The organism is Streptomyces triticirhizae (assembly GCF_003696235.1).
GTDB lineage: Bacteria > Actinomycetota > Actinomycetes > Streptomycetales > Streptomycetaceae > Streptomyces > Streptomyces triticirhizae.
The window spans coordinates 16,970-28,392 of record NZ_RFFJ01000066.1 but is presented as its reverse complement, the minus strand read 5'-3'; the positions used below and the strand labels follow the sequence as shown (position 1 = coordinate 28,392).

The window sequence follows — 11,423 nt, the reverse complement described above, 5'->3', positions numbered from 1 at the left end:
CAGGGACGCGCTGACCCGCTGGGCCGAGGCCCGCCGCGCCGAGGCCCGCCGTCGGGGGACGCCCGCGCCGGGCGCCGACGAAGCGGACCGCACCCGGGACGCGGCCCCCGCACGGGACGGCGCCCCCACGCCCGCCCCTGACACCGACCTCGGGGCGCTCACCGACGACGACCACGAAACCGAGCACGAGAACGGCGGCCGGACCGGCACCGCGCACGCGCCGGCGCGCGGCGCCCCCGACGCGCCCCCGGACCCCGACGACGACCCCGACGACGACCACGCGTACCTCGACCCCGACGACGACCCGGCGGCCGCCCCGGCCGCCGGCGCGGCGCCGACCCCCGTCCAGTGGGAGGGCGAGAGCCGCGCCGGGCTGTCCCGGGGCGCCACCCTCGCCCTGCTGGTCTGCCTGGCCCTGGTCGAACTCCCCATCTACTGGACCGCGTTCCGCCGCCTGCACGGCGTGGGCGACGCCTCGTCCAACCTGCTGACCGCGACGTTCACCCTCGCCGTCGGCACGGTGATGATCGTGGTCCCGCACATCCTGGGCCGGCTGCTGCGGTCGCTGCCAGCGACCGGCGCGCCCCGGATGCTGCGGCTGCCGGGGATCGCGCTGCTCGCGGCCTGGGTCTACGCCTGCTGGGTGCTGGGCGACCTGCGCGCCAGCCTGCTGGCCGAGGAGCGCGAGCCCTACCTCGCCAACCCCGAGGACGCGGCGTTCCTGTCGCCCGAGCAGCGGCAGGGAACCAGCGTGCTGGAGGAGTTGAACATCGGCGAGCAGACCATGACCCTGATGTTCGTCTCGCTGCTGCTGCTCTCCGGCGGCGTCGCGTTCCTGCTGGGGCTGAGCCTCGCGCACCCGTATCTGGCCGCCTACCGCGCGACGTTCGACGCGCGGCGCCGGCTGGCCACCGCCGAGGGGGCGGCCTTCGCCGCAGCGCACCGGGCCGCCGAGCGGGCCGAGGCGCACCGCGACGACGAGGCCGCGCGCGACGCGGCGCGGGACGCCGCGCTGCGCGAGGTGGACGACCTGTACGAGGCGGCCGCGCACGCCTATGTCGACGGCCTCGCCTCGGCGGCGCGCGACCCGGCCGTGACGGAGGCCGCGATCCGCCTCTCCGGCACCTGGCCCTTGCTCCCCCGCGCGACCCCACCGGCCTGATCCCGTCCAACGCCAACCCGCCGGCCGAACCCGCCGCCCCCGACAGACCGCCGCCCCCAACCGGCGTCCCACCCGGCCGGCGGCCGGGAGCGCGGGCCGGTCCTCCGCCCCGATGTGCGCGGGGAGTTCGAACGGGGGCGCCGGACCGTGCCGGCGCGCGGCGCCGGCACATCGTTAGTCCGACTAACGCAAAGGGCTAGGATGGCCGCCATGACCAGAGCCGAGGGCGCGGAGGTGCCCCACGACGACCCGGCCCGGACGCCGGACAGGCTGCGACGGCGGGTGAGTCGCCAGCTGGCGCGACTGTCCGCGCGCTCGGACCGGTTGGTGAGCGAAGGGCTGGCCAGGGTCGACGCCCGCAGGTGGCACTACGCCGTGCTCGCCTCGCTCCAGGACCTCGGCCCCGGCAGCCAGGCGGCGCTGAGCGAGCGCACCGGCATCCACCGCAGCGACATGGTCGGCGTGCTCAACGAGCTGACCGAGCGCGACCTGGTCGAACGCGCCCCCGACCCCGACGACCGCCGCCGCAACACGATCACCATCTCCCCGGGGGGCCGGCGGCAGCTGCGCCGCCTCGACCAGGTCCTCGACGGCCTCGACGAGGAACTGCTCGCGCCGCTGGGTCCGGCCGAACGCGACCAGTTCCTCGGGTTCATCAACCGCCTGCTGGACCACCACGACCGCCGAACCTAGGTGCGGCAGCCGGCGCGCCCCGCGCGCCCCGCTCACGGCGGTCGACCGGGGGCGGCCGGTCGCGACGTCCCCGACCGCCCTCGCCCCGGCGGCGGCCGCCCGACTGGCCGCCGTCACCGAGGAGTTGCTCCGGGGACGCTTGGGCCCGGTGAGGTGGCCCCGGTCACCCCGGCGGGCCGGGAAGCAGAAATTGGGCCGCACGGGGACTGTTTCCACGGTGTGTCCGGGGGTAAGGTCCCCGTAACCTTGGGAGCGCTCCCAAACCGGAAAACAGTTCAACCCCCCACTCCACTTCCGGAAGACGGAGAACGCACGCTTATGTACGCAGCAACCCCCGTACGCCGCTGGACCGTTCGGCTGGCGGCGCCCGCAGTGGCCGCGGTCGTCGGCCTCATCGCCCTGTTCCTCAGCCCGTGGGCCCAGTCGGCCAGCGCCCACGGCTCGATCGTGGAGCCGGCTGGTCGCGCCTACGGCTGTTGGGACCGCTGGGGCGACGACCACATGAACCCCGCCATGGAGCAGGAAGACCCCATGTGCTGGCAGGCGTTCCAGGCCAACCCGAACACCATGTGGAACTGGATGAGCCTGTTCCAGGAGAACCTGGCCGGGAACTGGCAGAGCGCCATCTCCAACGGGAACCTGTGCAGCGCCGGCGACGCCCAGGGCGGCCTCGCCAGCTCGCTGGACAACGTGGGCCCGTGGACCACGACCAACGTCGGCAGCAACTTCAACGTGCACCTCTACGACACCGCCAGCCACGGTGCCGACTTCTTCGAGGTGTACGTGACCAAGCAGGGCTTCAACCCGCAGACGGAGGCCCTGGGTTGGGACGACCTGGAGCTGGTGGAGAGGACGGGCAGCTACCCGCCGGCCTCTGACATCGAGTTCAGCGTCAGCGCCCCGGGTCGCAGCGGCCACCACATCGTGTACACGATCTGGCAGGCCTCGCACCTGGACCAGACGTACTTCATCTGCAGCGACGTCAACTTCACCTGATCCACGGGTACTTCGTCGTCGCGAACCGGCACCGTCAGCCCGCCGGGTCCCTCGGGGCCCGGCGGGCTCGTCGTTCGGGTACATTGCCGCTCGCGAGCCGACCACGTGCGAACGTCCCCGATCAGGAACGGTGTCCCATGAGCAACTCGTCCTCCCCCGTGCCCGAGATCGACATCTCGTTGCCGCACTCCGCCCGGGTGTGGAACTACTGGCTGGGCGGCAAGGACAACTACGAGGCGGACCGGAAGGCCGGCGAGGCGTTCGTCGCCGCCTACCCGGGCATCCGGGACATCGCTCGCACCTCGCGCTACTGGCTGGCGCGGGTGGTGCGGCATCTGGCGGGCGAGGCGGGGGTGCGGCAGTTCCTGGACGTGGGGACCGGGCTGCCGACGGTGGACAACACCCACGAGATCGCCCAACGGACCGCGCCCGACGCGCACATCGTCTATGTGGACCACGACCCGCTGGTGCTGGCGCACGCGCGGGCGCTGTTGACGTCCAGCCCGCAGGGCGCGACCAGCTATGTCCACGCCGACGTGCACGACCCGGCGACGATCATGACCGAGGCGGGGCGGCGGCTGGACCTCTCCCGGCCGGTGGCGCTGATGCTGATCGGCATCCTGGGGCATGTGCGGGAGTACGAGGAGGCGCGTTCCATCATCAGCCGGCTGATGGCCGCGCTGCCCTCCGGCAGCTATCTCGCGCTCTACGACGGCACGGACACCGACCCGGAGTACGTCGCGGCGACCGAGGGCTACAACAACAGCGGCGGGGTGCCCTACATCCTGCGTTCCCCCGAGGCGATCGCCGGCTACTTCGAGGGGCTTGAGCTGGTGGAGCCGGGCGTGGTGGAGCTGTCGACCTGGCGGCCCGAGCCGGGCACCTCGGAGCTGGTCACGCCGGTCGCGGCCTGGGGCGGCGTCGGCCGCAAGCCGTGAGGGCCGGGGGCGGGCGGCGTCGGTCGCGCCCCCGGTTTCACTCCACGATCAGCCAGACCGCGTAGGCCACGAAGAAGGCCACGACCAGCGCCGCGACCACCAGCACCGCCGTGAGCGGGCCGGCCGCCCAGCCGCCGACGGGGTTGTGGGAGTCGTCGGGTCCGGTGAAGGAGGTCCCGCCCTCGGCCGGCGGCGTCTCCCCCGGCGGCGTGGTGCGGGGGCGGGTGGCGCCGCCGGGCCGGTACCCGGGCGTCAGGTAGGGATCGGGGTCCGGATTCGTTGTTCGCATGGCACCCGGGTACCAACCTGGGGCCGGGCCACACCTCACCCGGGCCCCGGCCTCGGCCCGGTGGCCGCTACCGGCCGGTCACCCGTCGGTGATCAGCAGGGCGTCTGTCAGCGCGCGTGTCTCAGGGGCGGCGGGCGAGGACCAGCCGGCAGCGCGGGGTGCCGTCGGGGCGCTCGCCCAGCTCGGGGAGCGACAGCGGCACGGTGCCCACCGCGAACCCCGCCTCGGCCAGCTCGGCGCGCGCCACGGAGAGCGGAAAGGTGCGGTAGTACATCACGAACGGCGGGCGCCACAGCGCGTTGCGCACCCGCATCGCCGCGTCGAAGCCCCACAGCAGCCAGTAGCCGGGCGAGCCGACCCGGGGCGGGGCGGCCACGGGGAACGCCAGCAGCCCGCCGGGCCGCAGCGCCTCCCGCGCCGCCGCGAACAGCGCGCGCCGGTCCTCGGCCAGAAAGTGGCCGAACGCGCCAAAGCTGACCGCCAGATCGAAGGCGGAGCGGAACGGCAGCGCCCGGGCGTCGGCCCGCACCAGCGACGCCCCGCCGCCGGATCGCGCGTTCGCCTCGTCCGCCACCGCCAGCATCCCGGCGCTGCGGTCCACGCCGACCACCCGCCGCGCGCCGACCGCCCGCAGCACGCCGAGTCCCGCGCCCGTGCCGCAGCACAGGTCGAGCCCCGCCTCGAACGGGCCCAGGGCGGCCAACTCCCGTGCGGTGGCGTCGAGTACGACGTCGGGGGTGCGGAACGGGGTGTGGTCGAACTTCGGCGCCAGCAGGTCGTAGCCGCGCTCGACCGAGGAGAGCGCCTGAACGGCCAGCTCGCGCGCGCTGGGGCCCTGCGGGGAGAACACCCGGCGAGCCTACCGCTCCCCGCGCACCGCCGACGGACGCGTCAGTGGCAGGGGTTGTTCCGGCCGAGGGTGGTCTCGGCCGTCACGCCGGGCCTGGTCCACTGCGGAACGGGGCGGCTGGTCGGGCCCCACGTGGACCGCCCCTCGGCGTCCGTGCGCCAGTACCAGCACGGTTCGCCGCCCCTGGGCCAGCCCTCGGGCTTGTCCTCCCACTCCTCGCCGCGCCCGTAGACCGTCTGGTCGAGGAGGTTGATCGCCGCGTTGATCCGCTCGGTGCCCCGGCCCGTGGTCGCGTAGGTCATGAAGGTGCGGTCGCCCTCGCGCAGGAAGGTGCGGAGATACCCCATCTCGCCGCCGATCGGCGCGGGGGCGTCGCGCACCGAGTACCAGGGCTGGGTGTAGCCCATGAACTCGACGAACGGCGCGACCTCCGACCAGGCCCCCACGGTGACGAGGGCGAGCGAGACGCCCCGGACGTTGAGGTAGGAGGCGTCCTGGAGGTGCCAGGCGATCATGGTGCAGCCCTCGCACTGGCCCTGGTGCGGGGCGCCGTCGTACCACATGTGCTGGTAGACGATCAGCTCGTCGCGGCCCTGGAACAGGTCGAGGAACGGGACCGGGCCCTCGGCGCCGACCACCTCGACCGTTCCGTCCACCTCGACCATCGGCAGTCGGCGGCGGGCGGCGGCGATGGCGTCGCCCTCGTGGGTGTGGGCCTTCTCGCGGACCAGCAGCTCGTCGCTGGCGGCCTGCCAGGTGGCCAGGTCGACGACGGGCGGCCGGGCGGGCGGGGCGGCGTCGGGGGTGTCGGGGGTGTCGGGGATGGACGTCATCGGGTCCTCCGTGGTGTCGTCGTGCCGTGCGGCGCGGGGGCGGCGCCGCACGCGGGTCACCAGGGGAGACCGGCGCGCCGGCCGAAACTCATCGCGGGGCGGCCCCGTCCGTGCTCGGGCCGCCCGTCAGCCGACGACCGGGCCGAGCAGCACGCGGTCCACGCGGGGCGTCGGCCCTTCGGGGCCGGTCAGGGTCAGGGGGTGTTCGCCGGCGGCGAGATCGACGGGCAGCGTCAGGGTCCAGAAGTTGTCCCAGGAAAGGGAGTTGCGGAAGGTCATCCGGTGCGCCGGCCCCTCGCCGAGCCGCAGCAGGGCGGTGCGGGAGACGAGGTCGGCGTTGTAGGCGTGGCCGTTGTCGGCGCGGTCGTCGTGGGCGTAGCCGAGCACCAGCAGGTGGCGTCCGGCGCGCGGCGCCCGCACGGTCCAGGTCGCGGCGGCGTCGGGCCCCCTGAAGGGCGCCAGACAGCGGCCGCCGGCGGCGTGTTCGCTCGCCTCCAGCCGCGCGCCGCCGGCCAGCCGGGCCGCCGACGCCTCGTACCCGACCAGCCCCTCGGTCTCGCCGTGCCCGGCGACCTCCAACCCGGCGACGGCGCCCGGGCCCCGGGCGGTGATGCGGTTGTTGCCGGCGGCCAGCAGCAGCCGGGCGGGGCGGCCGGGGGCGAGGGGAACGGCCGCGCCGTGGACCGTCACGGTCAACGCCCGGTCGGCGCCCCGGGTGGTGACGGTGTGATAGCCGTCGCGGGGCGCGAACACGTCGAAGGTGACCGTGTCGTCCTCGCCCAGCACCAGCGTGCCGGCGTCGCCCGGGGTGTCGTAGCGGTAGGCGGGGTCGCCGGCGACCTCGGCGAGGGTGGCCTCGTAGCGCGTCAACGGGGCGGTGCGCGGGGTGAGTTCGACGCGGTCCAGCGCGATCTCGCCACGTTCCCAGGCCAGCGTCAGGGCGTGCGGTCCTGCGGTCAGCTGGAGCGGAACGGTGCGCAGCCCGGTGTGGCCCACGTTGAGGGTGGCCGGGAACGCCACGGAGCCGACCGGCCGCCCGTCCACCAACAGCCGCTGGCGGGCGGGCGATCCGGAGCCGTTGCCATAGCCGAAGGACACCTCGTAGGTGGCGTCCTCGGGCACCGAGACAGCGAACTCCACGGCGCTGTCGGGGCCGTTGAGGCCCTCGACCCGGGCTGCGCCCCAGGCGGCGTAGCCCTGATGGTCCGTCAGAGAGACCTCGGGCACGAGGGTGCCGGCCGTGACGGTGGCGGCGTCCGCCGCCCAAACGTCGCGCCAGGGCACGCGCGGCGCCGGCGGGGCGTCCCCGCCGGGGGCCGGGGTGAGGACGACGCGGTAGGCGGACTTCCGGTGCGCGCCGCGCACGGCGACGGTCACCGTGCCGTCGTCGGCGACCTCGGCCACGGTGCGGGCCAGCACCCGGGGGGCGGGGTGCGCGCCCTCGTAGCCGGACCAGCGCGCCTCGGCCACGGTGACGGTGACCGCCCGGCCCAGCACCTCGTCCGGCACGCCGGCGAGGACCACGTCGAACGCGCCGTCGGCGCCGCCGACCAGCGCCTGCGCCTGCCGCCGCCCCGGGTCGAGGCTGGCGAGGCCCTGGAGCGAGTCCACCGTGTCGGGTTCCGGCGGCACGACGGGGACGCGCCGCCGGTCATCGCCGCGTACCAACGGAAGAACCACCAGCCGCCGTTGGGCACCGTGGTTCGGACGACATTGCCGTCGAGGTTGCCTGCCTGGTCCCAGTACGCCTGGTTGGCCGCGACTCCGGCCTCCTCGAACATCCCCACCCACTGCACGAGTTGGCCGGGAACCGACAGGTCGCGGCGGTTGCCGTACTCGGTGATGGTGACCGGTAGCGGGCCGATGCCCAACTCCCGTTCCAGCGCCCGGTAGTGGGCGTGGTGCGCGCGGAACTCGGCGAGGGAGGAGGGCGCCAGCTCGTGCCAGGTGAGCACGTCGGGCAGCACCCCGTGCCGGGCGGCGTGGGCGAGGAACTCCGGCAGGAAACGCCGGTCATAGGCGGCCTCGTTGGGGCCCGCGATCCGCAACCCGGGGGCGACGGCGCGCACTCGGGCGTAGGCGGCGGTCCAGTCGGCGAGGAACCGGTCACGCCCCGTGGCGTACTCCGCCTCGTCCTCGGCGTTCAACCCGTACCAGATCCCGTCCGGTTCGTTGAACGGCACCACCACGAAGCGCTCCGCCCTCGGGTGGGCCGCCAGCCGGCGGGCGATGGCCTCCAGCCGGCGCAGATGCTCCTCGATGCCGAGATCCTCGTAGGGCCAGCGCCGGTAGTCGTCCTGGGCGAGCACCAGCACCTCGCCGCCGCCGTTGCGGAAGAACGCCGAACTCACGGTCAGCGCGTCGCCGTTGGGGTGCTGCTGCCCGCCCTCCGGCTTCTGGGTGACGCTGCCGAGGCGCAGCGGGGCGAGCGCGGCGTCGCCCGGCACGCCGTCGTCGCTGAGCCCGTAGAGCGCGCCGTTGGCGGCGTGGGTCAACGGGGCGGCGGGCCGGCCGAGTTGGACGGTGAGCACGCGACCGGCGCCGGCGCCGGTCGCGCTGCGGACGGTGCGGGCGGTGGTGATGGCCATGGCTGCCGTTCTCGTTCTCGAAGGAACTCGCGCGCTGCGGCGCGGAGTTGACTGACGGAGTTGGCTTGCCGCCGGCCGCCGCGCGGTCGGCCGGCTGGCTCAGGCGCGTGGCGCTGGGCCGGTGCTCTCCCGGGCGATCAGCACGGGCTCGGCCACCGGGTGCGGGGCGACCGGCTCGCCCTGTTCCATCAGCCCGTGGAGCAGGGCGAACGCGGCGCGCCCCACGCCGGCGAAGTCCAGGCGCACGGTGGTCAGGGACGGGGAGAGGAACGCGGAGTGCGGGGCGTCGTCGAAGCCGGCGACGCTGATGTCATCCGGCACCCGGCGGCCCGCCTCGCGCAGCGCGCGCAGCACGCCGAGCGCCAGGTCGTCGTTGCCGCAGAGCACGGCGGTCAACTCCGGGTCACGGGCTAAGCGTTGACCGGCCGCATAGCCGTCGGCCGGGGTCCAGCCGGCCACCACGGGCTCGGGCACGGGCGCGCCGGCCCGGCGCAGGGCGTCCCGCCAGCCGGTGACCCGGGCGGTCGCCTCGGGGGTGGCCGTCGGTGCTCTTCCCGCGCACGCCCAACGGGGCGGCGCCCGAGGCACGTTGGGACGCCGGCTCGGGCCGGCTGACCGTCACGCTGCCGGAGCGGCCGGCCGCCGTGCTGCTGCGGATATCCCCCAACTGATCCGCCACGGACGGGACATGGCGGGACTGCGGCGCCGTTCCACCCGTGCGGCTCTCCTCCCGCGCGGCTCTCCTCCCGCCCGCCCGCTCGCGCCGCGCTTCGCCGACTGCCTCTGTGTGGGCGCCTATCGGGCCGCCGAGGAGCTGGCGGCGCGGCTGGGCCGCCCCTGGTCGGCGCGGCGCGGCTTCCTGACCACCGCGCGGTCGCTCTTCCCCCGGTTCTCGGCGGAGCGGCCGGTCCGCCGCTGCGGGACGCGGCCGGGGCAAGGCGGAGGCGCGGGCGCCGAGCCGGGGGGCGCTCGCGCCGCACGGCGCGGTCCAGGGCGTCAACGCGCCGGCGGCCGGCGGCGGTAGTCACCCGGGGACATCCCCATGACCCGCTTGAAGGCGACGCTCAGGGCGCTCTCGGAGCCGTAGCCCACGGCGTGGGCGATGGCGGCGAGCGTGCCTTCGCCCTCGCGCAGCCGCCGGGCGGCGAGTTCGACGCGCCAGCGGGTGAGGTATTCGAGGGGCCCCTGGCCGACCGTGGCCTTGAAGCGGGCGGCCAGCGTGGAACGGGACACCGAGGCGGCGCCCGCCAGTTCGGCCACGGTCCAGGAGCGCGCCGGCTCGCGGTGCAGGGCGGTCAGGGCCGTCGCCACCACGGGGTCCCGCAGGCCGGCCAGCCAGCCGGACACGGCGCGTGGCTCGCGCGCGAGGTGGAGCCGCAGCACATGGACGAGCATGACGACGGCGAGATGCTCCGCCACCAGCGTGGCGGCGGCCGGCCGGCGCGTCAGCTCCCGGTCGATCTCGTTGAGCGACCACCGCACGGCCTCCGCGTGCCGGGTGCCGGCCGGCAGGTGGACGACGGGCGGCAGCCGGTCGAGGAGGAGGTCCTGGGCGCGCGTCCCGAAGGTGAAGCCGCCGCCGATGAGGGACGTCTCCTCGCCCCGCCCGACCCGCGCGAGTCCGTCCTCGGCCCGGGCGAAGACGGGGCCGGCGCCGACGGGCTCCGCCTCGGGATCGCTGCGGAGCGTGAACGGGCGACGCCGGGTGAGCAGATAGCAGTCGCCCTCCGCCAGCTCGACGGGCGCGACGCGGCCCTCCTCCGCGCGCCCCTCGACCTCCAGCAGGCAGGAGCCGCGCCGGACGGCGTTGAACTTCACGCCGGGCGGCGCGTCAAAGCGCAGCCCCCAGCGCCCGCCCGCCACCAGACGCGCGGAGAGGTGGCCGCGCGGCTCCAGCAGGTACAGCACGTCCTCAAGGGGATCCATGGCCACTCCCACGCGTCCAACGATCCGACCTATGGACGCTCGCTAAAGAACAGGGGACTCTCAACCATAGGCTGTCCAGTGCGCCCGCCGTAACGTGGCCTCATGACCCACCCTCCCCACTCCCCCGACACGGTTCCCTTCTCGTCGCCCTTCTCCGCCCGGGCCACCGCCGCTGAGGTGATCGAGGGCGTCGACCTCGGCGGCCGGCGGGCCGTGGTCACCGGCGGCGCCTCGGGGCTCGGCGCTGAGACCGTTCGGGCCCTGGCCACGGCGGGCGCCGAGGTCACGATCGCCACGCGCCGCCCCGCGTCCGCCGAGCCGTTGATCCGGGAGCTGGCCACCGTCCCCGGCGCCGGCCGGGTGCTGGCGGAGCCGCTCGACCTGGCCGAACCGGCCTCGGTTGACACGTTCACCCGCGCCTGGCGTGGGCCGTTGCACATCCTGGTCGCCAACGCCGGGATCATGGCCCTGCCCCGGCGCACCCTTGCCCCGAACGGCTGGGAGTCGCAGCTCGCCACCAACCACCTCGGCCACTTCGCGCTGGCCCTCGGCCTGCACGGGGCCCTGCGGGAGGCCGGCGCGGCCCGGCTGGTGGTCGTCAGTTCGGGCGCCCACCTCGACGCGCCCTTCGACTTCGACGACCCCCACTTCGAGCGGCGGCCCTACGACCCGTGGGCGGCGTACGGGCAGTCCAAGACCGCCGACATCCTCCTCGCGATGGGTGCCGCCCGCCGCTGGGCGGCCGACGGGATCACGGCCAACGCGCTCAACCCCGGCTATGTCCTCACCGGCCTCCAGCGGCACGTGGACGACGCCACCATGCGGGCGTTCGGCGTGATGGACGCGTCGGGGAACGTGACCCCGCCGCCGCACTACAAGACGCCCGAACAGGGCGCCGCGACCTCCGTGTTGCTGGCGGCCTCGCCGCTGGCGCACGGGATCACCGGCCGCTATCTGGAGGACAACCAGGAGAACGGGGCCGCCCTGGCCCCCCACGCGGCGGACCCGGAGGCGGCGGACCGCCTCTGGGCCTACGCGCGAGCCGCAGCGCGCGGGGCGTGAGGGAACGAGGCGCCGCGCCCGGCCGCGAGCCGTCCCCGCGAGTCGGCCGGACCCTCAGCGCGCGTGGCGCCGCGCGAGGCTCCGCA

The 11,423-nt window shown here is 75.3% G+C and carries 11 protein-coding genes and 1 pseudogene; 6 read left to right on the top strand and 6 right to left on the bottom strand.

Annotation, left to right across the window (positions count from 1 at the left end; all coding sequences use genetic code 11):
• The 4 genes from EBN88_RS30545 to EBN88_RS13965 form a co-directional block, all read left to right on the top strand.
• A partial coding sequence (locus EBN88_RS30545) for a hypothetical protein (protein ID WP_122184196.1) occupies nucleotides 1-1,162 on the top strand: 1,162 nt, incomplete at its 5' end.
• 210 nt (nucleotides 1,163-1,372) lie between these two features.
• Nucleotides 1,373-1,855 (top strand): MarR family winged helix-turn-helix transcriptional regulator, encoded by a 483-nt coding sequence (locus EBN88_RS32710; RefSeq protein WP_122184195.1) that lies wholly within the window; start codon nucleotides 1,373-1,375, stop codon nucleotides 1,853-1,855.
• A gap of 318 nt (nucleotides 1,856-2,173) precedes the next feature.
• On the top strand, nucleotides 2,174-2,851 hold the full coding sequence (locus EBN88_RS13970) for a lytic polysaccharide monooxygenase auxiliary activity family 9 protein (RefSeq protein WP_122184194.1): 678 nt from the start codon (nucleotides 2,174-2,176) through the stop codon (nucleotides 2,849-2,851).
• 137 nt (nucleotides 2,852-2,988) lie between these two features.
• Entirely contained in the window at nucleotides 2,989-3,789 is an 801-nt protein-coding gene (locus EBN88_RS13965; RefSeq protein WP_122184193.1) for an SAM-dependent methyltransferase, read from the top strand.
• A gap of 37 nt (nucleotides 3,790-3,826) precedes the next feature.
• Here the strand turns inward: EBN88_RS13965 and EBN88_RS13960 are convergent, their stop codons facing one another.
• The 5 genes and pseudogenes from EBN88_RS13960 to EBN88_RS13940 all read right to left on the bottom strand — a co-directional run.
• Nucleotides 3,827-4,078, bottom strand: a complete 252-nt coding sequence (locus EBN88_RS13960; protein WP_122184192.1) for a DUF6480 family protein — start codon at nucleotides 4,076-4,078, stop codon at nucleotides 3,827-3,829.
• 121 nt (nucleotides 4,079-4,199) lie between these two features.
• Entirely contained in the window at nucleotides 4,200-4,928 is a 729-nt protein-coding gene (locus EBN88_RS13955) for a class I SAM-dependent methyltransferase (protein WP_122184191.1), read from the bottom strand.
• 41 nt (nucleotides 4,929-4,969) lie between these two features.
• Nucleotides 4,970-5,752, bottom strand: a complete 783-nt coding sequence (locus tag EBN88_RS13950; protein ID WP_122184198.1) for a DUF899 family protein — start codon at nucleotides 5,750-5,752, stop codon at nucleotides 4,970-4,972.
• 135 nt (nucleotides 5,753-5,887) lie between these two features.
• Nucleotides 5,888-7,393: a carbohydrate-binding protein gene (locus tag EBN88_RS13945; protein WP_158621370.1), complete on the bottom strand. Its 1,506-nt coding sequence runs from the start codon at nucleotides 7,391-7,393 to the stop codon at nucleotides 5,888-5,890.
• 1,055 nt (nucleotides 7,394-8,448) lie between these two features.
• Nucleotides 8,449-8,871, bottom strand: a pseudogene (locus tag EBN88_RS13940) (substrate-binding domain-containing protein); the annotation flags it as partial.
• Nucleotides 8,872-8,894: 23 nt separating this feature from the next.
• On the opposite strand from EBN88_RS13940, the gene EBN88_RS32365 reads away from it, so the two are divergent.
• The gene (locus EBN88_RS32365; RefSeq protein ID WP_267902560.1) at nucleotides 8,895-9,020 is read left to right on the top strand and encodes a hypothetical protein; all 126 of its coding nucleotides are present in this window, start codon (nucleotides 8,895-8,897) and stop codon (nucleotides 9,018-9,020) included.
• 325 nt (nucleotides 9,021-9,345) lie between these two features.
• Here EBN88_RS32365 and EBN88_RS13930 read toward each other — a convergent pair whose 3' ends face one another.
• Complete coding sequence (locus EBN88_RS13930) at nucleotides 9,346-10,275, bottom strand: AraC family transcriptional regulator (RefSeq protein ID WP_122184187.1); 930 nt, start codon at nucleotides 10,273-10,275, stop codon at nucleotides 9,346-9,348.
• 102 nt (nucleotides 10,276-10,377) lie between these two features.
• Between EBN88_RS13930 and EBN88_RS13925 the strand changes: the two genes are divergently transcribed.
• Nucleotides 10,378-11,337, top strand: a complete 960-nt coding sequence (locus EBN88_RS13925) for an SDR family NAD(P)-dependent oxidoreductase (protein ID WP_122184186.1) — start codon at nucleotides 10,378-10,380, stop codon at nucleotides 11,335-11,337.
• The last annotated feature ends 86 nt before the right edge of the window (nucleotides 11,338-11,423 follow it).